General features: G+C 32.8%; 27 protein-coding genes. 16 read left to right on the forward strand and 11 right to left on the reverse strand.

All coding sequences use genetic code 11. The features are described 5' to 3' along the window. The 11 genes from ABJD27_RS18280 to ABJD27_RS18330 form a co-directional block, all read right to left on the reverse strand. A partial coding sequence (locus tag ABJD27_RS18280; RefSeq protein WP_348166919.1) for a DUF6443 domain-containing protein occupies positions 1-1,394 on the reverse strand: 1,394 nt, incomplete at its 3' end. 16 nt (positions 1,395-1,410) lie between these two features. Further along, positions 1,411-4,992 (reverse strand): SpvB/TcaC N-terminal domain-containing protein, encoded by a 3,582-nt coding sequence (locus tag ABJD27_RS18285; protein WP_348166922.1) that lies wholly within the window; start codon positions 4,990-4,992, stop codon positions 1,411-1,413. Between the two features lie 591 nt (positions 4,993-5,583). Continuing rightward, the gene (locus tag ABJD27_RS18290; RefSeq protein ID WP_348166925.1) at positions 5,584-5,997 is read right to left on the reverse strand and encodes a hypothetical protein; all 414 of its coding nucleotides are present in this window, start codon (positions 5,995-5,997) and stop codon (positions 5,584-5,586) included. Beyond that, the gene (locus tag ABJD27_RS18295; protein WP_348166928.1) at positions 5,972-6,589 is read right to left on the reverse strand and encodes a hypothetical protein; all 618 of its coding nucleotides are present in this window, start codon (positions 6,587-6,589) and stop codon (positions 5,972-5,974) included. Before ABJD27_RS18295 ends, ABJD27_RS18290 begins: the two co-directional genes overlap by 26 nt. Positions 6,590-6,615: 26 nt before the next feature. Beyond that, on the reverse strand, positions 6,616-7,215 hold the full coding sequence (locus ABJD27_RS18300) for a hypothetical protein (protein WP_348166931.1): 600 nt from the start codon (positions 7,213-7,215) through the stop codon (positions 6,616-6,618). A gap of 27 nt (positions 7,216-7,242) precedes the next feature. Then, the gene (locus tag ABJD27_RS18305) at positions 7,243-7,479 is read right to left on the reverse strand and encodes a hypothetical protein (RefSeq protein ID WP_348166934.1); all 237 of its coding nucleotides are present in this window, start codon (positions 7,477-7,479) and stop codon (positions 7,243-7,245) included. A 3-nt stretch (positions 7,480-7,482) separates the two neighbouring features. Continuing rightward, complete coding sequence (locus tag ABJD27_RS18310; protein ID WP_348166937.1) at positions 7,483-8,274, reverse strand: DNA adenine methylase; 792 nt, start codon at positions 8,272-8,274, stop codon at positions 7,483-7,485. Between the two features lie 13 nt (positions 8,275-8,287). Next, positions 8,288-8,758 carry a JAB domain-containing protein gene (locus ABJD27_RS18315; protein WP_348166940.1) on the reverse strand — a complete coding sequence of 157 codons (471 nt, stop codon included), beginning with the start codon at positions 8,756-8,758 and terminating at the stop codon, positions 8,288-8,290. A 49-nt stretch (positions 8,759-8,807) separates the two neighbouring features. Next, positions 8,808-10,028, reverse strand: coding sequence for a type IV secretion system DNA-binding domain-containing protein (locus ABJD27_RS18320; RefSeq protein ID WP_348166943.1), 1,221 nt, complete (start codon positions 10,026-10,028; stop codon positions 8,808-8,810). A gap of 132 nt (positions 10,029-10,160) precedes the next feature. Beyond that, positions 10,161-11,876 carry a recombinase family protein gene (locus tag ABJD27_RS18325; protein WP_348167105.1) on the reverse strand — a complete coding sequence of 572 codons (1,716 nt, stop codon included), beginning with the start codon at positions 11,874-11,876 and terminating at the stop codon, positions 10,161-10,163. Positions 11,877-12,007: 131 nt separating this feature from the next. Next, positions 12,008-12,181 carry a hypothetical protein gene (locus ABJD27_RS18330; RefSeq protein WP_348166946.1) on the reverse strand — a complete coding sequence of 58 codons (174 nt, stop codon included), beginning with the start codon at positions 12,179-12,181 and terminating at the stop codon, positions 12,008-12,010. A gap of 120 nt (positions 12,182-12,301) precedes the next feature. On the opposite strand from ABJD27_RS18330, the gene ABJD27_RS18335 reads away from it, so the two are divergent. The 16 genes from ABJD27_RS18335 (at position 12,302) to ABJD27_RS18410 (ending at position 26,518) form a co-directional block, all read left to right on the forward strand. Then, positions 12,302-12,829, forward strand: coding sequence for a hypothetical protein (locus ABJD27_RS18335; RefSeq protein ID WP_348166949.1), 528 nt, complete (start codon positions 12,302-12,304; stop codon positions 12,827-12,829). Positions 12,830-12,993: 164 nt separating this feature from the next. Further along, positions 12,994-13,344, forward strand: a complete 351-nt coding sequence (locus ABJD27_RS18340; RefSeq protein ID WP_348166952.1) for a helix-turn-helix transcriptional regulator — start codon at positions 12,994-12,996, stop codon at positions 13,342-13,344. Next, entirely contained in the window at positions 13,337-13,825 is a 489-nt protein-coding gene (locus ABJD27_RS18345; RefSeq protein WP_348166955.1) for a hypothetical protein, read from the forward strand. Before ABJD27_RS18340 ends, ABJD27_RS18345 begins: the two co-directional genes overlap by 8 nt. A gap of 442 nt (positions 13,826-14,267) precedes the next feature. Then, on the forward strand, positions 14,268-14,411 hold the full coding sequence (locus ABJD27_RS18350) for a hypothetical protein (RefSeq protein ID WP_348166958.1): 144 nt from the start codon (positions 14,268-14,270) through the stop codon (positions 14,409-14,411). A gap of 96 nt (positions 14,412-14,507) precedes the next feature. Further along, positions 14,508-16,052 (forward strand): tetratricopeptide repeat protein, encoded by a 1,545-nt coding sequence (locus ABJD27_RS18355; protein WP_348166961.1) that lies wholly within the window; start codon positions 14,508-14,510, stop codon positions 16,050-16,052. Between the two features lie 568 nt (positions 16,053-16,620). Beyond that, complete coding sequence (locus ABJD27_RS18360; RefSeq protein ID WP_348166967.1) at positions 16,621-16,830, forward strand: hypothetical protein; 210 nt, start codon at positions 16,621-16,623, stop codon at positions 16,828-16,830. A gap of 145 nt (positions 16,831-16,975) precedes the next feature. Continuing rightward, entirely contained in the window at positions 16,976-17,980 is a 1,005-nt protein-coding gene (locus tag ABJD27_RS18365) for an ABC transporter substrate-binding protein (RefSeq protein ID WP_348166970.1), read from the forward strand. A 3-nt stretch (positions 17,981-17,983) separates the two neighbouring features. After that, the gene (locus ABJD27_RS18370; RefSeq protein ID WP_348166973.1) at positions 17,984-18,733 is read left to right on the forward strand and encodes an ABC transporter ATP-binding protein; all 750 of its coding nucleotides are present in this window, start codon (positions 17,984-17,986) and stop codon (positions 18,731-18,733) included. Between the two features lie 3 nt (positions 18,734-18,736). Then, positions 18,737-19,516 (forward strand): hypothetical protein, encoded by a 780-nt coding sequence (locus tag ABJD27_RS18375; RefSeq protein WP_348166976.1) that lies wholly within the window; start codon positions 18,737-18,739, stop codon positions 19,514-19,516. A 2-nt stretch (positions 19,517-19,518) separates the two neighbouring features. Next, on the forward strand, positions 19,519-20,766 hold the full coding sequence (locus tag ABJD27_RS18380) for a hypothetical protein (RefSeq protein WP_348166979.1): 1,248 nt from the start codon (positions 19,519-19,521) through the stop codon (positions 20,764-20,766). Positions 20,767-20,775: 9 nt separating this feature from the next. After that, positions 20,776-21,807, forward strand: coding sequence for a hypothetical protein (locus ABJD27_RS18385; RefSeq protein ID WP_348166982.1), 1,032 nt, complete (start codon positions 20,776-20,778; stop codon positions 21,805-21,807). 492 nt (positions 21,808-22,299) lie between these two features. Next, the gene (locus ABJD27_RS18390) at positions 22,300-22,554 is read left to right on the forward strand and encodes a hypothetical protein (RefSeq protein WP_348166985.1); all 255 of its coding nucleotides are present in this window, start codon (positions 22,300-22,302) and stop codon (positions 22,552-22,554) included. 67 nt (positions 22,555-22,621) lie between these two features. Continuing rightward, the gene (locus tag ABJD27_RS18395; RefSeq protein ID WP_348166987.1) at positions 22,622-23,749 is read left to right on the forward strand and encodes a hypothetical protein; all 1,128 of its coding nucleotides are present in this window, start codon (positions 22,622-22,624) and stop codon (positions 23,747-23,749) included. Continuing rightward, on the forward strand, positions 23,742-24,464 hold the full coding sequence (locus tag ABJD27_RS18400; RefSeq protein WP_348166990.1) for a hypothetical protein: 723 nt from the start codon (positions 23,742-23,744) through the stop codon (positions 24,462-24,464). Before ABJD27_RS18395 ends, ABJD27_RS18400 begins: the two co-directional genes overlap by 8 nt. A 143-nt stretch (positions 24,465-24,607) precedes the next feature. Then, on the forward strand, positions 24,608-26,050 hold the full coding sequence (locus ABJD27_RS18405; protein ID WP_348166993.1) for a type IV secretory system conjugative DNA transfer family protein: 1,443 nt from the start codon (positions 24,608-24,610) through the stop codon (positions 26,048-26,050). A gap of 18 nt (positions 26,051-26,068) precedes the next feature. Next, complete coding sequence (locus ABJD27_RS18410) at positions 26,069-26,518, forward strand: hypothetical protein (RefSeq protein ID WP_348166996.1); 450 nt, start codon at positions 26,069-26,071, stop codon at positions 26,516-26,518. Positions 26,519-26,549: the final 31 nt, after the last annotated feature.

The following is a 26,549-nucleotide window of genomic DNA, read 5'->3' on the forward strand; positions in this document are numbered from 1 at the left end:
TATCCTGTAACTGTAGTAATCCAGTCATTTTGATCATTTAACACACGTACTTTAGATACAGTGGGCAGTCCTTGAGTTTGATCAGTAACCTCTTGTCCATAAACAACATCGGGAATCATATAGCCTCCAATATCAACATAGGAGTCATAATAATTAACCGTAAGCACTTCATCTACTGTGGTAGGAACAGCGTTTTGCGAATAATAAATAGCAGTACCCCCTACTGTAACTGTAACTGGATCTGCTGTTCTTTGTTCATATTGCGCTTGATCAGAAGCGTTATCTACCACACTCTGAAAAGTAGCTCTTGAAATATTTGCTCTTTTAATCCCTGTATAAATCACTCTTCCAAAAGCATCATATTTAGTAAAAAGCCATTCTCTTTGAGGAGACTTCGCATACTGATTTGCATCTTGAGTTAGAATAGGTTGATCCAGTTTATTATAGACAATATACTCCCATCCTTTGGCAGGGATTTTCTTTTCTATAAGACGGTTTCGATAATCGTACTTGTATTGATAGCCTAGTTTGTCAAGAATATCTTGGTGATTAGTCACAAGATTATCATTAGTATCAACGATTTGATTACTTGCTTCGGGTGATAATACAAAGGTTAAATTTCCAAAATCATCATAGGCATAGTATGTATTGTGAGCGATGTTATTGTTATAAGTACGCTTTAAAAGTACTTGTCCACTTTTATTAGTAAATTCTTCAGTGGTATGATTATTCCCAGAGGAAAGTGTCCAGTTCTCATCTTTAGTGATGTTTTTATAGAGCTCATTAGTTGGGTAGTAGCCTGACAAAGTAAGGTTAGGATTCTGAGTATTTCCCCCACTAAAACTTACATCAAAAAAGCGCACTTCATTTGCCACATTATGCTCATATTCAAGTTTAATGGTATGATCGGTATCATCCGAGACTGCCCAAGAATTTCCAGGGGCTCCTTGCTTTAATACTCTATTTAGTGGAGAAGTCTCATAGACCATTTCAGAGTATGGGTTCTGAGTATCTTCATATTTAGGCGTATTATAGAAGTTACCAATCCCAATTTTAAGATCTTCTTGGTCCATAAAGTCTAATGGATTAGTCACCTGAGTATCTGTAGCATAGGGGAGGTATTGTTTTGGTGTTCTTCCTACACCATCATACTCTTGATAGGTAACAATATTTTGTCCATTTCCTCCAGCGCGAACTGTAATAGATTGGATAGGCCTTCCTAAGCCATCTAGATATCCTATGGACTCTATCTTTAGAGAAGAGTCTAGATTATCTTCTTGTCCTTCATCTACAGCTACCTGATAGGTAGTTGATTTAACATAATTCTGTGTTTGTGTTTGTCCGATAACAAGCATCGGAAGCACTAAAGCGATGGTAATGATTATTTTTTTCATCTGTTTCCGATTTTAATTAGTTATTAATACCATAACGATATTCGTTTTTGCTATAAACTTTTCCGTTCTCATCTTTGACATACTCAAGTCTATTTTGAAGATCATACTCATAAAACATCGTATAGCCTCTTGGATCGGTTACTGAACTAACCCCTACAAGTGGTTTATAGGTATAGGTGGTTACTAGTGCATTAGGTAATCCTTGACGAATTGTATGTAGGGCCGATCTAAGAGAATCCCCATCTAAGCTTTGAATATTTCCCACTCCAGTATCTAATGCTCCTAAGACTTGGGCTATAGTAGCATTCTCTACTTTAGCTACGGGATATTGTTTATTATATCCCCATAAATAAGCAACAGCTTGTCCATCTTCTCTATGAGTCTGCGAAATATTTCCATTGCTATCATAGCTATCTATTGTATAAATGGTTTCTAAATCACTAAGAGGTACAGCTCCTTTATTTGCTTTTACTTGTTTAAGATGATATCCATTGATATGAAATATATAATCTGTTTTCTGACTACCAATGATTTGATCATTAAGGTAGGTTTTCTCTATTACTGGCGTTGAAATTTGATTACGATTCACCATAGATTGATACTGACTCTCATCTGTTCTGTTTTTAGGATATTCAAATACTTTCCGTCTTGTTTCTCCTTTACTATTGGTGATTTTTTGTTCTTTAATTAAGGTAAAATCACTTACAGGATCACGCTGATATTCTTGAGTAGTTATAATCTGATCTTTCATACTCTGTTTGTATGTAATGTCAAAATAGCTTTCGATTTCTTTATAACGAGTAACCTCATAGAGTTCACGAATAGCTTCAAAACAATCTGTATTTCCTAATTGATAACAATTAACTAATTCATTAACAAGGCGTACTTGTTTGTAGGCAATTTTAAAACTCCAAGGATGGTTTAAGCTAAAATCTTGAGGGTTTCCAGTATCAATTTCCAAATCAGGTCGTATCAGGGCATAGCTATTCTCTTCAAAAGCTATAACACCATCTTCACCTATCATTTTACTAGAGATGATTTTGGCCTTACTTTTATCCAAGTGTATTGGTCTGGGAGGATACTTATAGGTTCTATCCTCTAAAGGCATTTGATATTGATACTCCTCTACTCCTGATGCGATATATGATAGATTAGTAGTTGTATCAGGATTGGTAGGGCCAATGGGTCCTATTGGAGGATTGTCTTGATCATTTCCATTATTTGCGATTGTGGCAGCATAATACTTTCGTACTTTTTTATAATATACAGGAATTCCATTATGAGCATCCATAGCTCCAAAAGAATTAAGTCTATAATAGGTATCTTTTCTTTGATAATAATCTCCATTATTAAGAATAATATCAATATGGTGTGTTTCAACATTGCTAGGGATTTGATTTTCTTGCGCTGTAGAAAATCCATCTTCATCCTGATAGTTATAAAGGATAGTATTAGTAGCATCCCCTTGAATAGCATCATAATTTTTTATAGATGTCACACGTATTCCTCCAGTTGGATCATTTACAAATAGTTCCCTTACATCTGTTTGTTCATCTGCACCTGGAGGCAAGTAATATTGGAGTCTCATATCTGCAAATAATTCATCATAAGCCAAATTAGAAACAAGATGTGGATTTCCATTGGTGTGGGTAGAAATTACAAATCTATAAGTTCCAGCAGGGATCCAAAATGGGGTTGAATTAAATTGTTGGTTGATGGTATTTTGTTCTGTACATCCAAACCAATCATTGGTTGGGCCATTTACATTCCAATATGGGCAGTTATTATCTGGGTCTTTTGAGACGATAAAAGCAGGATTTACAACTGGATTTGGGTAATAATTATCACAAGGTCTTGGCGGTGTATTTGGATCATTATCAGGTGGGATCATACGATTACGAGCATCTTCTACATTTACAGGATATCTACTTCCGTGATACGTTGGTGTTCCTTGATAACAAGCATTATATTGATTTAAATCAGGGCCATCAAGTCTTTCTATTGTGACATATATGGCATTTCCAGAAGCTACATTCCCTATAATTCTATGTGTTAGATTTGCTCTAACAGGATAACTAAATGTTTTTGTAACTTCAGTATGCCTCTCGTTATTAGATAATTTTGCATCTAATTCAAGGAATACTTGATTGTTAAACACATTCTCATCCTCAGCACCACCAAGATTACTATCTCCATAGAGTTTTTTTACAGTATTCTGTTGATATTCTATCAGGGTATATCCACCAGTAGGGTAGGTGATTTTAGACATGGCTCCTTTACGAGTATCTGCAAGGCTTATAGATTTATCGATTTGTTCATTAAGAGCATAATCAATAGCTTCAGTATTATTATGAGAACCGTTATAGAATCCCCATAGATCTTGATTAAGTGGCTTGTTATTTACCCCTTCATAAAATCCAGGGATTCCACCTGTGGTAAGTCCATAATAATCAAAGCCAAATAAAAGTTCGTTGTTTTTACGCACTTCAACCAGCGCATCTCTATCTCCTTGATAATCGATTTGATAATCACATACTGTTGTTCCAGTATGATCTTTTAATATAATGGAATCAAATACGGTATGTCCACTTGGTCCTGCAATAGTATTAAATTCTAATGATCCTTTAGGAAAACTAATAGAAGATAATATTTGACGCCCCATAGTGGTTTGATTCATCTTATCGTCATACCCACCTATAAGTTCATCGGTAAAATACCCTACATTGTTAGGGTCTTGACCTGTCGCTCCATCTAGTATAACGGCACTGGCAGAAAAATCCCAGGATGTATATGTATCTGAGGTATAGTTAAAGATAATTTCTTCACCATTGAGATATTCTATTTTAGAAAGCAGCCAAGAAGTTGTTTTATCAATGTTATAAGGATGTCCAGGGTCTTCGGAGGGAATCACCGCTTCTCTGTTGTCATCATCAAAATAATACTTAACTCCCTTATCATCGGTTACCACAAAGCTACCTATCTCGATAGTAGGATGATTCTGCATCGTAATATCTACCTTAAAATTATGTTTTGATAAAAAATGAGCTTTATACTCCTGATTAGTAGTGTCATAATATATTTTAAAACCAAAATTGGCCCCTCCAATATTAACAATAAATTTATCTGCTTCTGAATCGTATTTGTTTTCAGCAAACTTCATAAAATCATCAAAAAGCATTGCATCAACATTATCAGTAGCTACGTACTGGTCGATGAGTTGTTTTCTGTTATTGGGTCCATAATATCCATCAGGATGAAAATCAGGTAGTCCGCGAACTACTTTTGTAATGACTCCATAGGCATTTAAGTTCCATCCCCATCCAGTAAGTGATGGTTTTGTCTCCGCAATGAAACCACTATAACTATAGTTTAGATTTACTGGCCAAGAATTTCCATTAACAGAAATGGTATGTATAGGAACACTATAAGACATTTGACCTGTTGCAGTATTTATAGGAACATTTCCAGCTCTACTTAGCGCTCCAGCTTCTGGTGTGGTGGGAGTAATGGCATCTATACCAGATGCCGCTTGTTGTGCATACGAAAAATGCAGACACAGAATACATAAAAAAAATAAACACACTGATTTTCTACTCATAATATTAAAATAAGATGGTTACTAATTTGATTTTTAGATACACGCGTAACTAACTCATATACGGCTATGTATAGGAAGTGAAGGCCATATAAAATTATTCACAGATAGGTATCTGTTGTTTTCAATAAAGGAGGTGGTGGTGCTTGTTTGGTATAAAACAATAATGATAACTAAAATATCATTTCAGATTTATAAGTCCAAAACTAGAAAATTAGTATCAAACTTTAACATTTCGTTACTGAAACTACTGAAAAAGTAGATGTCAATTTTGCTTATCTATTTGTTGTTTAGATTATTATTGTAAAATACTTTTATAAAAAGATGACAGTTTTTATATGAAAGATGGATTGAAATCTTATTTTTTTAAAGAATAAGGTGATAGAAAACAGTAGTTATAAGGAGCTACTATTTTGTTATTGTATATCATTATTATGTTGATGGAGTTATAAAAATACGAGTAGATTGTAATGTTTTGATTGAGTTACCGATCTATATATAAGTATTGTATTTTTATGATGAATATATATTGGTAGAATACAAACGCACCACACAAGAAAAGCACCTTTATAAATAAGGTGCTTTTTTATTCAATTATTTTAGCCAAATCTTTTTGGCATTGGTAAATCCAATCCAGTGTTGATTGTTATCATACCCGCGACTAGCTAGTTCGTAACGAATGAACTTTTCAAGTGGAATGTGATGTGCGAGCACAAAACGTAATATCTCTCCGTTAGTAGAAGAAAATAATCCTTTAAGCTCTTCCCAAAACCATAATGGATTACGATCTGCAAAGATTTCAGCGATCCGATCATAACAAAGAGAAGCATAGTTATCGGGTAAAACTTCAAAGGCTTCTCCAACAAATGTCGGATGATCTGCTAGTATGACCAGATAGTCGTGTTCTATACTTTGCATAACACCATATTCTTTATCAGTGGTACGATGTTCAAAATTGAGCCAAAGTGCGTTATCAAAAGCTTTATCTTTTTTTTGGTGTCGGATCATCTTTTTTGTTTTTTAGAGTTCCTTTTCTGAGTGCGATGGTTTTAGGTACTTCTTTCTTTTGAGTTTGTACAGGAGTATCTTTTACATCTGAGGTTTCAGGTTTCACTTCCTCTTTTTTGAGAGGTGTTCCATTGAGTGAAATGATATCCTCTCGAGAAGACAACCCTTCTGCTGCTTTTATGCGAATGAGTCTCTGAGAATTAAAGAGCGGTCTACATTTAATATTAAAGGCGGTATAGTTAAGAGCATCTTTAGGATTCTCCACACTACCTGCATATATGGTGTAGAGTTCATCATTGGTAAGTGAGTGGTCTTTAGCATCCATAATGATATTTAATGCTCTTGTGGCCACATCGTTTAATCCGTTACTACTATCAGAAGAATCAAATCCTAGAGCTTCAATCTTTTCTTTTTGCTCTTCGTTAGCATATTTCATTATAATGCTAATTTCCTTTCGATAGTCTTTTAAGCGATCTACAACGTCATTTTTTGAAGCTTTTGCTTCTGCAATTTTTGCGTCAGCCTCTTGTAAGAGTGCTTGATCTTGAGTGATGTTTTGTATTAAGACATCAACAATACTTGGTGTTTCCATAATGTATTCAGTTTTTAAAATTTAAGTTATTTGATTTTCCAGAGTGGGTAGACAACAAGGTCTGTTTCGCTATAGTTTTCTTGTTCGATAAGGCGCGTGATTTCAGTTTCTGCCTCTGACTTAGTATCATAGAGAATCTTTGGAGGACTCTCTATGATATAGATATCTTCCTTTTTTACAGAAGAACTATAGATCCCATAGACTGCAATGGTAAACCCAGCTTTATTAAGGAGTGAGATGTAGTTATTTTTGTCATAGCCGTCCCACGAAGATGTAGGTTTACTATACAAGTAATGCATCTGATTATTGGTTCGTGTAAATAAGGCATCCACTTCTTCATCTGAAAAAGTGATCGGTTGTGATAGATGAGCTTCCCATTTGTGTATGATATACAAAAGGACATTGTAATCAGTAACTAATGTTTTATGTAATTTTTCATCATCAAAATTTTCTAGTTCAGATTTATGATACCGTTCTGGCGAAAGCCAAAGAGCGATATCAATACACTGATCACGGGTAAGGAATCCTTTGACTTCTTTAGAAAGAGGTAAGGCATCGGTAAATCGCAAGTGTGCTTCGAGTATTTCAAAGAAGTAGAGATGTAATCGTTGTTGTTTTAGATTCATATTCAGTTGTGTTTTTAAAAATTAGTATTAGAGTTTTTCAACTTCTGATTGAGAAAAGAGGCAATGATTAAGGACGGTATCAAGCGTATAGTGATAGCTGTACCAAAACACACGATCAAAGACAGCATTGACTTCCTCCTCTGTCCAACCTTTATGTAAGGCAGTACGTTCAAAGCGTTTCATAAAATGAAATAAGTGTTCATTTTCTTTTGGGAATCGTATTTCAATCTGTTTATTGTGAGTTACTGTTTTGCGAATAGTCATAGATTAAATAGGGTAATTAGCGGTTAAGACTTCCACCTTTTTGGTAGTGCGAGATTTTCCTTCTGTAGCTTTTATAGCATTGAGTGGTTTCTCAAAACGTATAGAATACCATCCGTTCTTTTGGATGTAGGCGTCAAGGATTTCAGAAGGATATGAGGACAAGAGAAACGTTCCTTTAATGGTAGAGAGGGTATCTAAAAGCTTTGTATAATCGCTTTCGGTATAGCCTCCATATAATCCTTGATCTGTATTGATATATGGCGGGTCGATATAATGAAAAGCATCATCAGTGTCATAGGTTGTAAGTGCCTTAACTGCATCATTGTTTTCAATAGAAGTATGCTCTAGTCGCTTATAGATCGACTCATCAAACAAGAGTTTCTTATTGCGAAATGATTTCACTCGTTTCCCGTATTTATCAAATCCCCACGACCCCACGTTACAGGCAAAACCCATATTAGTAGCGATGTAAAACGCCCAAGCTTGTTGTAATTTGTTAAACAGGTGTGGCATTCGATAGATCGTCAGTGCTACTGAATAGGTAGCACGAGAGAAAAGACTAGCCTCTATTTTTAATTTCAAAGAATCAAAATCAGTCTTGACCACCTCATAGAAATTAATAACTAGATTATTGGTATCGTTAATAATTTCGGATTCAGAGGGGTCTTTTGCAAAGAAGATTGCGCCACCTCCAAAGAAGGCTTCTGTATAAATGCGATGTTTTGGAATTAATGGCAGTATTGCAGATATCATATTGATTTTTCCGCCGTAATAGGTAATAGGGGTTTTAGGCATAGAAGGTCAAAAGCTATAACCAATCTTCGTCAGAGAAGGAGGTATAGCTTTCTGTAGTTAGGATAATATGGTCGAGTAATTTGATATCAAATAAACCAAGAGCTCCTTTGATACGTTGGGTGGTTGTGTCATCAGAAGCAGATTTTGTAAGTTGGCCAGAAGGGTGGTTGTGACAGATAATTACATTTGATGCGTTGGTAAGAAGAGCAAGTTGTACGATTTCTTTAATATTCACTAATGTCCCGTGGGTACAACCTACTGATACTTCACTTATGGCAATGACTTGATTCGCATTAGTAAGGAGCATTACCCAAAAGAATTCTTTGTAATCCAATCTTTCGGTATCAGCAAATTCGCGAAACATAGTTTCAGCAGATTGTGATGTTGATATTTTTAGAGTGGTATCATATAAAGCACGTTTGTAATGTATTTGGACTTCGTGACAGGCTGGAATATCCAGAGTAGTGTGTTTCGTTGGTTTCATAGACTATTTAATTAAGGTTCGTTTGAAACCAGTATGAACTATCAAAAAATTAGGAGGGAGAGTCAGTAATATGTACAGGGGTGTAGAGTTTCTTAATTTGATGATGGGTAATGGTATGAGCCGAGAAAGCTTTGGAAGGAGAGCCGTTAATCATCAATTTGAGATAGATATCATAGTTAGCAAGATTCACAAAATCCGTTACAGCAAATATTGGATAAAACTCTTTTTCCATAAACCGTGCATCAGATTGGGAGAGTCTAAAACAAACTATTGAGCCGACGTTTCCAAGGACCGCTTCTCTGATTTTAGGATCAAGTTGTGAGATATATTGATGCGCCATGACAAGTCCTAATTTGAACTTGCGCAGCTCTGAGAGCATATCTATGATAGAAGCTGTCGTGTAGTGTTGAAATTCATCTAAATAGCAAAAGAAAACTTCTCGTTTTTCTGGCGGAGTATCAATACGAGAAAATGCAGAAGAGGCTAAGGAAGTGAGTAGTAAAGAGCCTAAGATATATGAGGCATCAGCACCCAGATTTCCTTTAGAAATATTTACCAGCAGTATTTTTTTACTATCCATAACCCAGCGTAAAGAAATCTGCTGGGTATTACTCACCAATACTCGTTTGACCGAAGGATATGAAAGGATACCTCCTAGTTTATTATAGATAGGGATAAGGTCTGTTTTAGGAGAATAGTTTTTAAATTCCTTTTCCCAAAATGCACGTACATCTGGATTTATGATATTAGGTAAACATTGATTTCTATAATCGCGATCGTGAAGAAGTTTTAAGATATCAGAGAAAGTTGCTTGCTTTTGATCTAAAAGAGTGAGAATGACATTACGTAAGATATGTGAGAGTTTGATACCCCAACTTTGATTTCCCCATAGATGCTGAAAGATTTCAAGGATGTTAGAAGTAACTAATGGTCGTTTTTCATAGGATACATTTCGCAGTGGGTTATAGCCTAGATTAAGAGTAGGGTCAGTAGTGTTAAGATAGATAACATCTTTTTTACGATGCTCTGGAATAGTCTCATAAACTTTTGAAACTAAATCCCCGTGTACATCAATTAGGCAAAGCCCTCTCCCGTCATAGATATCTTGAGCAATTTTTGTATGTAAAAGGGAGGTTTTCCCAGTTCCGGTACGACCTAAAATATAAAAGTGATAAAGCCTATCACGAAGAAAGATACCAAAGTCATTACGTTGGTTTCTAAAGTTAGTCTGTGCAAAGTAGCAGATAGGATTGTCATCGGAAGTATTCACTCTGCTATTTTCCCTCACAAAAAATAAATATGAAAGAGCCAGCAATATGTATAAGAAAACACCAATACTTGAAGAGGTGTTTTCTAGCTAATAATTTTGATTTTCTCTATGCTTTGTTTAGTAGGTTGTTTCTTAGGAATCTATAATACTGGTTCGAACGTTACGCAGTGGTGCGAGCAAGTATGCATTCAATGTATCATAACCTTTAGAATCGCCTTTGTTTATATGGCGATTTTTTGGTTCGAACCTTGTTTTTTCAGCATCATAAGCCCCTTGAAGTTCTTTAAGGGCTAATAAAGGTTTTGCCCTTATAAACGTTAGTTTTCTATCCAATAATGTCTGGTTCGAACCTAATTTAAGAAGTAGGTTTCTTTTGATAAAAGGGTCACTTTCTTTAAGCACATTGGTTGCATTTAAGGCAAAGTTCATATAATCCTTAGCTACTTTAGTCCAATCGACACTTTTATTTTTATAGGTGTTTATCTGTTTTTCTAGAGATTGAATACTATTGAGCGTTTCTTCTTTCATCTTAAGATATTGATCTTTTTCGATATCACCGTCTGCTCTCATTAAGGCAATACCTTTGAGGCGTTTTTCCAATTCACTCTTCTGTTTTCTTAGAAGTTGGATAACCTTAAGATCATTGGGTTGTTCGTTGATATTCAATATCTTTATAGTTTCTATCACAAAATCATAAAATTCCTTTTGGATTTCTATTTGTTTTAAAATCGTAAAGTATTGAAGCTCCAATACCTTTTCAGAAACAGTCTTTTGACTACAGGGTTGCTTTCGTTTAGTACATCGATAATAGATGATATCAATACGAGTTGGGCAATCCATATCGACAATGGAAAGACTACACTTAGGGCAATCCTTTCTATTGATACAAGAGAATTTATACCTGCACTGACTACAACGTACTTGTAGTTTACGTTCTGCTGTAATATTGCACCCGCATTCTCCACAACTTAGTAAGCCACGAAACGTATAATCATATTGCTTTTTTCGAGTAGGACGTCTATGATTCCCTAGTCGTTTCTGTACAGTATTAAAATCGGCTTCTGAGATCATAGGCTTGTGATGTCCTTTGTGCCTTTTTTGGATGCCATTTACATCTTTCCAATAGAAATATCCGTAGTAAAATTCATTAGAAAACAATTTATGAAAGGTATTAACGGCATATGGCTTTTTATAACGGTTAACTAATCCTAAGCGATCAGCTTCCCGTTTGATAGCACCAATAGAATAGTCTGCTGTAATCATAAGTTGCCAAAGTTTCTTTACAATAGGAAACCTTTTTTTATCGATAATGATCTCGTTATTTTTAAATCCTTGCGAATGGTCTTTAGCATGTATATATCCTATAGGAAGAATTGAAAAAGGATTCCATCCTCGTTCTGCTTTTTGTCGCATTCCACGTTTTACATCGACACTCAAATCTTTGACAAACTGATTCGCCATTCCAAGTTCCACTTGCATCATCAGTACGTTGTCAGAAGGCTTGTAATCCCTCCCAAAGCATTGAACGTGCTTAATGATGTTATTCTGTAGCATCCAACTGATTTTCCCTCCATCAACAGGATTTCTGGCTAGTCGATTTAGTTTCCAGCAAAGTATAGCGTCAGCTTCTCCTTTTTCAATTCGTAAAAGCATTTCATTGAATACGGTTCTACCTGGAGCCTTAGCTGATTTGGATTCGCTAAAAGTGCCTACTATGTTTAAATCAAGTTCATCTGCGATCTTTTTAACTTCAATTTCTTGATCTTGTATAGAAGCCATTTGGCGATCTTCTGATTCGCTTGATTTTCGTGCATAGAGAAAATAACGTAATGTTTTGTTATTTTCCATAATACTCACCAAAAAAGGACAAAGAGTAATAATTCAGAATGCTGTTCAAAATCATTTCTTTGCCCTTTTTTAGTCTGAATTTATTTTGACCTTGAACAGCAAGCTGAGTATACCACAGCATATAAAAATGCCTATTCATAATACTTAGGAGTGTTTTCAATAACAAGTGCAAAGAAGCTAAATAATCGATAGGCTTCTTCATTTGCTTCTTGGATATTCAGGTCTATCCCATATTGATTTTTATAGAGTCTTCTAAACTCTGTATTACTCTTTGTAGATAATGTTGTAGGTACTTGAATTTTCATACTATCACTATAAGCGAAGTGATAGAGTTACAGGTAGGAGGAGAAATATGTATATCAGATGTTATGGATACATATTCATAACACTACCACCTTAAGACTATTGACTTATAGAATAAAGGTATGAGCTATTATACCCAAACAACCCAAACACCCAATATATTATTCGATCACTTATTAAAACGATTAACCAGTAGTGAACTCAAAGTATTGCTTACGGTGGTTCGTAAGACGGTAGGGCAGGCAGATCCTATAGACAGTAATAAGCGATTAGAGAGAGCATGGATATCTCAAAAGCTATTTATGCTCTGCTGTAATTTATCTGGGAGAGCAGTATCAAATGCTATTGATTCCTTAGTATCAAAAGATTTGTTGGAAGTAAGTAATGAAAGAGGGACTATTTTAAACACGAAAGCTAAAAGAAGGGGAGCATCTCGCCTGTATTTTACAAGCCTTTTAAGGCTTGAACAGAAAAAAGAAAAAGCTAGTGAAGTAGCTTGTTATAAACCAGTGACAAAAGGTCACACTATTAAACTAAACAGGATAAAACAATCTTGTTACAATAGGTCACAAGGTGTTGAAAAATTATCAGATACCGAACGTTATTTACAAATTAAACAGAATCTTACTACTAAAGATATTCATATTTAAAAGACACCATTTCTACACATATTATCCACTAAATATCAGGGTCACCACGAAAAAATATGTATTATATACATATTACTTACCCTTCATACTTCTCCTGCCTGTAGATAGTGTATTTAAGATACTATGTGAAAAGGCAATGTTTAACCCATTGCCTTTAACACATTATGAATAAACAACCGAGTATATACCCATCAGGGGTACGCAAGGCTCATCACTTAAAAATCAATGATCTTGCTTACCTTTTAGAAATGGATCAAAGTAGTTTATCCCGCTTTGAGGCAGGAAAATTCCAAAGCCTCAAAGCTTTAATAGGCTATCATATTTTACTTAATTTATCAATAGAAAGCTCAATTAGGCAAGTTTTTGAAGCAGGTTTCAAGGGTTTGTCAGATCGATGCTTTCAGCTTATAGAAAAAGTTTCCGAAGGACCAAAAACCCTTAAAAATACATTGCGATTGGAAAGTCTTAATAATATTGTTACGCGATTAATGCAACTTGATGAAGCCTATGTCTAAGACACATCAAACGATATTGGCACTCTACCCAAATAGGTACGGTATAGGGTATGCTGTTTTTGATACGCCAAATAACCTTGTAGAGTATGGTATTGGTTATGTACAGCCTATGAGCAATAAGAAAACAATGCAACGAGTGAAACAATATATTGCATATTATAAGCCTACTATTATTATCACTCGTAATATCAACGATCAAAACAAGAAAAGTAAGCGTATTGAAAAGCTAATAGATTGTATTTGTAAAGAAGCTCGATTACAGAATTTTGAAGTACATAGCTATACAAGAACTCAAATCAAGGATATCTTTCTTCAGTTTGGAGCAACTTCTAAATATCAGATATCGCAGAAGATTATAGGGTGGTATAAACAGTTAGAGAGTTATACATTTCCAGAGCGTAAACGATGGATGACTGAAAATCACAATACAGGAGTTTTTGATGCGGTGAGTTTGGCAATGACTCATTATTATTTAGAGTAATTTATTTTTATTAAAAACACCTTAAAAAGAGGTGTTTTCTATGTTTGATGCTAAATCAAAGTTTGGTGTTGTCAAGATGATTTTCAATTGATCTCAGAGTTAAAAGCTCGTATACCAAAGTTTAAAATGGATTCAGATTTAGAGGATTATAATCTGGGACTCTTTGATGTTTTTGGACTTATGCTAACACATCATTATTTAGAGTGATTAGCTAAATAATAGGCTAACATCTACAATATTATCTATAACTCACTTAATTAATCAGAGAAAATCAAACCTAACAATACACCTAAAATGATGTAATACATTGATTATAAGTCAATTGCATTGTATTTGCCATTTAAAAAGTGTTTAACAATAAATACTTTTTAAAATGAAAATTAAATTTGATCGAATCTTTAAAAGATTCAAGAACCGAAACAACTTTTTAATTATCTTCTTTTTGATAACAACATCCTGTAGTTTAGATGACAACTTTGAAATTTTGGAAGAACCAAATCCGAAATGTAAAAACTCAAAATGCGATGAATTAAAAACAGGAGACATTTTGGATGATAAAGTTGATCCTGATGATGATGATGAGTAGTCTTATGAATCTAATTAAACCTCATATTTTGAATATGAGGTTTTTTTTAATCATTTTTTTTTATGAAATTACAATCGGTATTAATTTTATAATCAATTGAAAATAAACCTATCTTTATTATTTTTATGTTGTTTGAATCTGTTTAAACCTATCTCAACAGATAATACTTTTATTTTCAATTTTAACCTGTCCTTATCAGAAATAAAGCAATCTGATTCTACTAGAGTTGTTTTTTTAAAGAAATCTATAAAAGAATCATATAAAAATAAAAATTGGGAAATCTTTCATAAAAAAAGATTTGAACAGATAGAATTAACGACTAAGCTTAAAGATTCCTTGAATCTAGCCAAAACCTACGAATATAGTGGGGCATTTTTTGATAATAATAATCAAGTAGACAGTGCTTATTTTTATTATTATAAGAGTTTTAAATTATATGATAATCTAAAAGATTCTATAAAAGCTGGTAGGATTTTAATAAACCTAGCTATTCTACAAAAAAACGTTAGAGATTATAAAGGAAGTGAGAATACATCATTTAAAGCACTTGAATACCTTAATAAAAGTGATAATGCTAGAAGGACAAGTTCTATCTATAATAATTTAGGGGTTGTTTATAATGAGCAAGGTGATATCGTTAATTCTATTAAATATCATCAAAGAGCTCTTGAGTTAAGAAGAGAAATTGAAAATCCATTATATTTTATTCATTCCCTTAACAATTTAGGTAAACTGTACAAAGATGATAGGCAATATGATAAAGCCATTAACTTCTTTGATAGAGCTTTACAGTTTAAAGAGATATTAAAAACACGTCCTCTTACATTTGCTACTATAATTGATAATAAAACTCATGCTCTTTTTAAAAAGGGGAAAAAAGATAAAATTATAGAAAAATCACTTGAAACTCTTGAAATAAGAGAGAGTGAGAATGATAAAGAAGGAGTTATTATCAATTGCATACATTTAGCTGAATACTATAGTGTTTTTGGATATAAAGAAAAATCAATAGAATATGCTGAAAAAGCAGAAAAAATTTCACTTGAAGTTAAAAACATTAGAGATTATTTAGCCTCTCTTGAACTTGTTAGTAATCTGTATGATTCACCTAAAGCACAAGATCATTTTAAAAAATATATAAGAGTAAGGGATAGTATTGATAAGGCAGCTGTTGGTTATAAAAATCAATTTGACCGAATTCGTTTTGAAACAGATGAAAAGAATAGGACTATTGAAATACAATTACAGGAAATAGAAAAAAATAGAATTATAATTATTTCAATTACAATAGGATTACTTTGTATTTCAGTTTTTTTAATATCACATTTTATAAAAAAGAAAAAGAAAAGAAAAAAGCTCCAAACAAAGTTAGAAAAAGGATTTGAGCAATATATAAAAGAGAAATACTTTCTATCAAATCAAAATATAGAATTTTGGAAAATTTGGGTTATAGAACATGGACAAATTCAAATATCTGAAAAATTATTTATTACAGTAAATGCTGTTAAGTCCAGAAGAAGATCTTTAAGGGACAAAATATTGAGAGTTGAAGAGATCGATGGAGATTTTGATCAAGCTAAAGCTATTATTTTGTATAATAAAGAATTAGAATTCTATAAAAAATATAGTATAGTTAAGTGATCTTAATGTACTAAAGCACAAACTTACTATAACTACTACACCCCTAGGGGTGAAATCATTTTATCTGAAAATCTTTAACAGATAATCACCCTTCAATAAACAAAACTATTTATCAATTTTGATCAACCTCTTAATAAACGATCTTTCTTTATTAAGGATTATGATATTAATAAATATAAGAAATTAAGTATGGGAAAATATAAAAAAGTTGGTGAATTTTCAGGAGAGATTTACGGAAGAAAGAAAGATAGTAATGGCTGTGTCTGGGTTATAGTAATTATCATTTTAATAGTCATAATATCTCAGTGCTCGTAATTTTTTTATTTAATACTAAGATTTGAAAAATATTAATTCAACTAATCGATAAATACTACTATTAAACTTAATTAAACCATGCCAGCAAAATGTAAACATTGTGGATATCCATACACAAATGGATCTAACTGTAATAATTGCGGTTCTAATGATCCTAAGAATTATAAACCATCTGCAATTATAGTATTTGTTTTAATAGTAGTATTACTTGTTTATGGTTGCTAGTTCTTTTAGTTGTTATAAAAATCATTAAATGAAATATAAAGTTATCCAATTCGATCAATCAGAAGATGTCCCCAAAGCATTACAAGCTATAATTAATCTAGAGGCAAGAGATGGATATAAATATATCAATCATGAATATTCCGATAAACTAATACCAGGATCAATAGGTTTTTTTGGTATTGGATTCCAACCAGACATTAATATTCATGTGGGTTTTGTCATTTTTGGTAAAGAGTGATTATTCAAAAGGAATACAATTCTCTAGGTAATGTAAAACTTAAGGCTTTGAACGTTCCTAGAATTGAAAACTTAAGATAAGTAATGTATACTATAGATATACTTTTAATAATAGGGTATTGTCAAATATTTAATCAGAAAAAATTATGAATGCAAAAAAAATCATTAAAATAAGTGTAATCCTTTTTCTATTTATAGGAGTGTTTTTCATTTTTAAATTATATAATAAACAAGAGTTGTCAATTCCTAATAAGGAAACAATCCATAATATAGATATTGGTTATAGTAGACTTCGAATAAGTTTACCTGTATTTGTAGCTCAAGAAGAGGGGTTTTTTGAGAAACAAGGAATTAATGCAAATTTAAAGATGTATGATACTGCTCAACCATTAATGCAAGCATTGATTGCTGGGAACATAGATATAGGAGGATATACAGCATTACCTATTACTTATAATGGGATGTTAAGAAGCGGTAAAAAATTATATTTTATCACAGCAATGATAGAAGATGAAGACCATAGAATTAGTTATCTTCTTCGTTATAAAGAAGAAAACAAGGATTCGAAAATAACTACAGTAAATGACTTAAAAGGAAAGAGAATAGGGATTTTGCCGACAATAGCTTATAAGGCTTGGATTACAGAAATTTTAAAGAAAAATGGTCTTGATCCAGAAAAAGATGTTGTAATACAACAAATAGCTCCTGCACAGCAAGGACAGGCATTAAAGAACGGTGCCGTCGATGCTTTATTCACAAACGATCCAGCTGCTACTTCTATTATTGAATTAGGGATTGGAGAACTTCTTTCTAATGAAGTAGAGTCCTCAAAATATATAAATGATCCATTTGTTTTTGGAAGCTTTAATGTCAGTAAAAAATGGGCTAATGAGAATAAAGACATATATAAAAAATTAGTTCTTGCTTTAGATGAAGCTGTGAATTTTGTAAACAACAATCCACAGAGGGCTAAAGAACATATGAGAAACTATTTGTCTGATACTTTTAAAGAGCACATAAAAAAATATCCAGATGCCTTATACTGGAACACAACTGAAAGTGATGAGATTTTATTTGAAAATATTGCTGAAAAATACTTAAGCATTGGTATTATTCCAGAATCATTATCACTGAAAGGTTTAGTAGAATAGGTTATGAAAATATTGCTTATAGAAAACCTTCAAATTAAGTACAAAAAAAAAGAGGGAAAGGAATTAATAATTTGTGATAACCTATCTCTTAAATTCAAAGAAGGTGAAATTATTGGCATTTTTGGACCTAATGGGTCTGGTAAAACATCGCTTTTAAGAACCTTAATAAGGTTAAACAAACCTTCTAAAGGCTGCATTAAATATTTAAATAACAGAAATATTGAAAAGGGTAAAATATCTTACATTCCACAGCAAATAGAAAATTCTTTTTTTTCCTGGTTGAGTGTTAAAAAGAATATAGATTATCTTAAGAAAGATAATACCGATGAGAAAATAAAAAACCTATGGAATGATTTTGAAATTGAATATGACTTTCGAATAAACCCATTAGACTGTAGTGGTGGAATGCTACAACAAGCGGCCATAGTAAGAGCGTTTATAAATAATCCAGATATCTTAATAGGTGACGAGCCCTTTTCTGCACTTGATGTAAAAACAGCAGGAAGAATGCGATCAATGTTTAGGAAAAAAATAAAGCAACAAGGAACTATAGCTATTATATCAATTCATAATTTAGATGATTTATTGTCAATTTGTGATAAAGTTTTATTTATTCCTAATAAGCCTTATTCATCTTTAGAAGATACATCGATTCATCAAGTTGAAATTTATAATAATCATTATGTAAATGATCGAGAATTTACTAATAAGGAGAATTCTTTGAGGCAGACATTAGAAAAATTATTTAATTAAGATATGATGATAAATAGAAAAAACATCATTTGGTTAAATGGTTTAATACTTGTTTTGATACTATGGTATCTTTCTAGCTCTTTTGATTGGATTGATAATACGTTATTGGCGAGTCCAATGGAAACTCTAGATGTTATAAAGAAAAGTTTTGATTCTTCGACCCCAGTTAGCGGAAGGATTTTTTTGCATGCAAGCTATACTATTAAAATCTCCTTAATAGGGTGGGGTATATCATTACTTATTGGAACAATATTAGGACTTCTATTTGGTTTTGTTAAATACCTTATGAGAAGCTTTGAGATTACACTTGAATTTTTCAGAGCGATTCCTCCTATTTTGGCATTTCCATTAATGTTAGTTTCTTTTAATTATGAAGATTCTGCATATGTATGGACTATAGTTTTTGGATGCTTACCGATAATGATTCTTACTGTTTCAAAAGGTGTTGAATATATTTCGAATCAAAGTATAGAGATTCTGAAGGTATATTCTGTAAAACCTACAAAAATCATAATGGCAAAAGCTATTGAAATGCTTCCTAGTATATTTTTAGGAGCTAGAGTGACATTCTCTTTCGCTTTGATTATTTCTGTAGTTACAGAAATGGTATTAACCCCTAAAAATGGTTTAGCGTTAGGAGCTTTAGCTAGGGATGCAGAAATTAATTTTCAAACCCCAGTTTTTTACGCAGTTCTTTTATTATTAGGGTTTTTAGGCTTTTTTATAAATCTACTTTTAAAAAGAATAGAAAGATTATTTGGAGTTAAACAATTAAACAGTTAGGTATGACAAGGTTTGATCAAAAACAGTATTATTTTGAAAATTTAATTCACATGGCCTTTATAGGACGATATGAAATAGATAATCCAAGAATAGAAGCAGACCAGGTTAATGAAAAACTTAAAATTTTCTTTAAAAAAAATTTTAAAGAAAATAATAGTTTTTATAGTTTTTATAAAGGAAATAGATCTATAGAAAATATTATTCAACTAATGATTGTGGACATAGATGTTATTGATGAGTATCTTAAAGCTACAAAATTATTGTTAAAAAAGAAATATACAGAAGCCAAAAATATAAAGTGGAAATATTTTGAGATTAGTAGAGTTATTAATGATTCTAAAGAAGAAACGTATGCTCTTAAATCAAATCGACCAGACGGGATTTTAACTAACTTCACTCCTTTCGGTGAGTTTAAAAATGATGGAGGTATTTACATTGATTTATATACTGTTCCACAAATAGATCATAATCATATAGTTGGTTTCCAGGCATTATTTCCAATTGTAAATCAACGAAGGAATTTTTACATTAAAAATAAAAAAGAATCGGAGCTTAATGTTTTTCACTCTTTGTTAGTTGATATGAAAAATCGAGCTCCTTCTCTTTTAAATAACATTCTAGTACATGATAAACTCCTTTCACAAAAGGCAAGAAACACTATATTGATAGCTAAAGACTACATCAATGGTGTTATTGATCAATCAAGAAGTGTTTTAAGTATTTTTAGTGAATATGCTTATTCTAATTATGTATTTGAGCAAATTGAAATTTCTAAACTAGAGAAAATTATCTTAAGTAAAACTAATCAATACGATAATGATTTAAAAGTTTCATATAAAATAAATAAGGGATTATTAACAAAAAGAACTTTGTTACTTCCTGAAGTATTAGGTTATTTTTTAGATCAGTTAATCAAAAATGCAATAAAAGAATACCAAAGAGAAAAGATTTTATATGAAGAAAGGCAGGTGTTTATAGAATTGTCAGAGGTTAGTATTGATGAAAAACCTGTTTTGAAAATTTCGGTGCTAAGTAAAAAAACTTATATAAATAGTCCTATTTTAATTGATCAAGCGGGAAAACGACCCGTTCAAAGCAAAACCTCTACGGGACTAGGTTTATATTTTTTAAATACTCTTTTAGAGTTATTGAAAGCTTCTTTACCCGAAAATAACAAAGGACGATACTTTGATTTGTTTTCAAAAAAAGAGGAAGGCGTCTATTTTAATTTCTATTATTTAATTGATTAATTTTTTGATATGGACAAAAAGGAGATTTTGGGATTTGAAGTTGTATCGACAGATTATGATATTGAAAAAGTGAGACAAGGATTTGAAGCTTACTGTGAAATGGATCCTTATTTTGCAGTGGAAATTGAAAAAAGATTTCCACATTTAATTAAACATTTTAAGAATATAGAAGAACGAAAACAACCTCTTAGGGCAGATATTCTAATTATTGAGGATGATATTATTTGTATTATTAAATACTTTTATTTTATAGAACTTTATACTCAAAAGTATAAATATCCAGAGATTAAATATGTGGTAGCTTGTACAAAAGCAGAATCGGTCCATAGTATATTAGATAATTTAGCTCATCCAAAAAATATAAATTCAAAACCTAGATTAATTATTCTAGACTTTGATTTACAAGAAAAAAGAGACTCGGCTAAAAGTATTTTAAAAATTGTTAATCGAATCGAAGATTTCAATTGGTATCCAGAATATTTAGCTGTTTCTGGATTTAAATCAAGGAAAGGAGAATTTGAATCTTTTGAAATTAAGTTAAGGGAGAATCATCATCGAACTTATAAAAAAGAGCGTTTAGATGATAAAGAATCTATGATTGATGATTTAGAATTTTTATTAAATAGACGACATGTTGATTATAAAGAAAAAGATCGCATTGATGAACTTTATAAAGTTGGAAATGATGCGTATTTGAAATTAGAAAGAAGATTCGGGAAGAAAAAAATTGAAAGCACAATCAAGTTTTTGGACGGATTAGAATTAGGAATAAAAGCGAGTTGCCAAAAACAAGAAAAATTAAACCCAGATATTCATAAAATAATTAATATGAAAGGTGGTTTTTATAATAGAAGTAAATTATCTCAACAAATAAGAGTGAGATTTGAAATCATAAATAAATTATTACTACTTTCTTATCACACTTCATTTCTTAGAAATAGGTGGGAGTTTTTGGAGTATCAAATTTGTCATCATCAATTCTCAAAAAAATATCTAAGATGTCCAGATTCTAAAAGTTTTTTGTTTAATAAAGAGAAATAAAAATCAATTGAATTAAATCTATCAGAGAAAAATTATAGATAGCATCTAAAATATATACAACAGAAATTTTAAGGGGTTCAACTTTTACAGTTGGACCCTTTTTTATGTATAAAATATAGGTTTATATTTTAATTAGGGATTCATTTTCGCTTGTAGATTCTCTGTTTTTATGATAATCTACAAGAAATATGAAAATAACAATTGACAAAAGTTAGGTTAAAATTTAGCCTAACTTTTGTCAATTGTTATTTTTTTAGCCTAAAAGAGTTGAACATAATTCTCCTAAAAGTTTGGCTAAATAACTATAAATCATTTTAAAACAAGATTTGCACTTTTATTGAAATACAGTATTCGTAATTATAAAACATAAACAATGAAACAGATTACGTTGAATTATTTGAAAAACTTACCAATTAATGGAGGCACACTTATTTATCTAATAAATGTGTTTCTGTTTTTCAATACTTGTATAACCTAACGCTCCTCTTTATTATGAAACATAAAAAGAGAACACAGAAACCTCAAGGTGCTTTTCATAAAAACCTTGAACAGATGACTTATAACAGAATCATGAATATGACTATCCTAAAAAGTGATAGAAAGATCAGATTCTTACACGACAATCGAGACAAAAACAACAAGACTAATATGTATGTTGTTTTTGATGGTCGTACAAATCAGACCCATTACGCTACTACCTATCAACAGGCAGAGAAGCGATATAATTATTTAGTAGCAAATAGCTAGAATTTTCAGCACCTCAAATTTCTTGGGGTGCTTTCCTTTTTTTATTAATCAACGCTTTTTCATACCGATGAAAAAACAACAACAGGATACACTTATTCAAGTGATCCGAACCCATGATGATGATTTCATCAAAGAACTCAACCGTATACATACGCAAGAGATTTTACCTATGACCACAGACAGAGCAAAGAATGATGCCACCAAAAATCTTCCAGCTCTTGAAACGCAAAGCCCCATTCACTTTGAGTTTTTAACCACACGTTTTAATCGTTTGATTGTAGACTTTAAAACACACGCACAGCGTAACCACGAGGCATATTATGCGCAGAAGGACATTAGCGAGTTTAAGAAACTAGAGAGCCGATTACAAGAGAAATTGAAAGGAGTAAATAATGAACTACGTATTAAAAATCGTGCTATTGAAAACCTTAAATCGTGTAAGGAGAAAATGACAACCTATAATAAGGCGCTTGTAGGCATTGTATTATTGAGCTGTTCTGAAGCCATATTTGCTAGCAGTAGTTTCCAGATATTTATGTCGAACCTTCTCTTAAGTTTTGTGATTGGTGTCACTTTTGCTGTAGCCTTATATTACAGTGCCACCATTGGCGGCAAGCTTTTAAAACTTACAAAGAGTAAAATGCAATTTATAGGAATACTCTCAGCTATATTACTGGTCATTGGCGGAGTTTTCTATACCCTTGGATATTTCAGGCTTCTATTTTTAAACGAGATGGCAGAACCATCACAATCAGGATATGATTTGTCACCCTTACAATTTATGGCAATTCAATTATTTTTTTATATCTGCGCAATACTTTTAAAATATTTCTACTTGCCAGAGAAATCAGAAGTAGAACAATACAGCCAATGGAAAGAAGCCAAGCGTGATATTGCTTCTTTAACGAAACAGCAACAAGATTTGGAAGGACAGCATACAGATATGGAAAAGTCTTTAAAAGAAACGCTTATTGCTCGCAAGACTTTAATGTCAAATGCTGCGGATACGGAGCGCCGTATTGATGCACTCTATAAAGATTCCTACCAACACTATGTACAGATCAATCTTCATCATCGTAGTGATAGTGCTATTCCAAAATGCTTTGAGAGTATGAATATCCTTCCACCACTGACGCTGTACTTCCAAGACGAGGCATTACAGGATTTTAATGAAGCTGAGCTAGAAGATGAATAGAGCGCTTATAGGGTTACTTTGTGTACTGCTGTTTTCTTGTAAAACAGAAGAGACGCGAACCGATGTGTATTCGGTTTTACGTGATGTGACTGATCCGCTCTTAGCAGATGTAAATGCTGATGAGATTACTGGGGCAATGCATCTTGAAAATATGGATAGGAATGTTGTATTAAGGTATAGCGAGATTTCTGATGTAGATATGCATATTGTTGAGCAAGTAGTATTTAAAAAACCTGTTACAGGACTATTAGGGAATGAAGTAGAAAATACTAAAACCGTGCGAACATTTAAGAAGGATATTGCGGAAGTATTAACGCCGAAAGACACCCTTGTGCTAGTTTCGCACTCGGCAATTTTTGTTCCGATACTACAGGAGATACAATACCTTAATTCGCTCCCTGATGCAGGGGATAAGATTCTTGTGGTGTATAGCAATTTGATGGAAAACGACCCAAGTTGGTTATCATTTTATCGTAGTGAAGATGTACTTGCTTTGTATCATACACCAGAGTCAATTGTACAACGTTATTTGAGCAAAGCTGATATGACAGACAAGCTTATTGATGTATCTGTTCATATAATTTATATGCCGTCAGATATTAAGGATAATAGGCGTTTTAATGCTCTACGAAGTTGTTATATGATGGTGTTCTCTGAACTTGGTATTTCTCTTTCATTTTCGGGGAATATAACACAAGCTTTGGTAGTGCTATGAAAACACTTATGACGATACTTGGATTCTTTGTAAAAATATTCCTTATCGTGTTCTACTGCGTAAGCAAAGGAGCAGAACTTATCCTGACGGCATTTAATACCGTCTTTAAAAAATTATTAGATAAATAACGCTGAATTCATATCATGAGTTTTTATGATTTTTTAGAAGCAAGTGGAGCTGTCCTAGACAGCTTGCTTGCTCAATTAGTAGGAAACAAGAACGATTATAAAGGTAGATTAGGTAGCGCTCGAAAAGTTCTTAAACGTAAACACAAACACAACGGACTTCGTATTGGCGATAAGTATGTGTCGCTTAAACAATCACTCAATGGAGGTTTGTTACTTATTTCAAAAACAGGAGGTGGGAAATCAAGTAAGATATTTTTACAAAATTTACTAGGTGCAGCAAAAATGTATCCTACTAATTTTATCTGTTTAGACCCAACAGGAGAGCTTCGAGATCGCTCTATGCCGTATCTCTGTGATGAGCTTGAATATGAAGAGGATATCATTAATTTTTCAGATGCGAGTAAATCCACGATAACGTGGAATCCAATCGAAAATCTCCCACAGCATCGTATTCATCGCTTTGCGAGTGAGCTTGTTGCTTTGAGTTCTGATTCAGCTCCAAAAGATCCTATCTGGAATAACTTAAGTAGTAATCTATTGGCTATGAATATTAGACTATTGCAACTAATAGGTATACAGGAGTGTATTAATATGTACAACGTTCGTTTTCTGGTATTGACGCTTCAAGCAGATAATGAGAAAATGAATAAATTGATTGCAAAGTATTGTGATGATAGCCTATTTCAAGATTTTAAATCCTTTTTGAATAACGATGATAAATTTCTTCAAAGTGTTCTCTCAAGCACGCTTTCGGTGCTTAATCCGTGGTTAGATGAGCATATTACCAAAACTACAGCAACAACGACACTTGATATGCATTCGTACCGTTCAGACGAGCGTAAAATCCTTTTTATTCAGAACGAAATTATGAGTCAATCATACCTCAAGGTATTAAACTCACTCTTCTTGAAAGAGTGGTTTACTCATATTACCGAAGCAGGCATACCAGAGCAGGGAAGTAATGTCATTGCTTTTCTGATTGACGAAGCCTCATCATTAAAGACTAGTGACAAGAACTTCATTCCTTTTATATCAAGCCAAATACGTAAGTATAAATCCTACGGAATTTGGGGATATCAGAGTTTTAGTCAGTGCCAGGACTTACTTGGTAGGGAAGGGGCGCAAACCTTAAAAATGAATACAGGATCGGTGCTCTATCTCGGTAATCAAAACCTTGAGACAGCAAAAGAAATCAGTCAGTCACTAGGCAAGTATACCTATATGGAAAATGACAAGAAAGCAGCACGTGAGGTGCTAACTGCTGAAGAAGTAATGTATCAAGGTGGAGCTATTCTTATCTCTGGCAGTGAACCACCGATCAAACTGAAAAAGGTACGTGCCTACTATGAAGATAAAAAAATGCGGAAATGGTCGGAAATACCAGTGCCTGATATTTCATCGATTATTCAGGAGATGCCGGCACTTTTACCCATAGACGAATTAATTAAAAATGTATAATCAATGCTTATCTACAAGATGAGGCCAAAAATTTCAACAAAAAATGTAGCCTATGTTATCCGTGGCGAATACGGATTTAATTCAATCAATCAATTTTTTGAATACACTCAGCATCATACTGTTTTGCGAGAAAAAGTAATCAAAAAGATAGTTCAGGAGTTTACTGACTACCATTTCAAGGATGGTAAATTAACTACCCTGAATCCGTATACCAATGCCTATGAGAGTTTAAAAATTGAGAACTTCAATCATATCACTACCAAAGAAGAACTCCTGAAAGAGCTTTCGACCTTGCATAAGGCGAGAATGGCAATGTTAGAAAAATCTCGCAAGAAACTTGTTGAACTTTCAAAGAAGAAGGATCGTGACAAAGATTTGGAAACAATAGTGGAAAGACGCTCTGGTAGAGAAGCGGAGTTACAGGAAGTACAACAAGGAAAGGGCAATGGTCAAGATATTGAACGATAATTAATAATTAAACACAAACGCTTATGTAGAA

The sequence above is a fragment of the Dokdonia sp. genome (assembly GCF_039945015.1).
Taxonomy (GTDB): Bacteria; Bacteroidota; Bacteroidia; order Flavobacteriales; family Flavobacteriaceae; genus Dokdonia.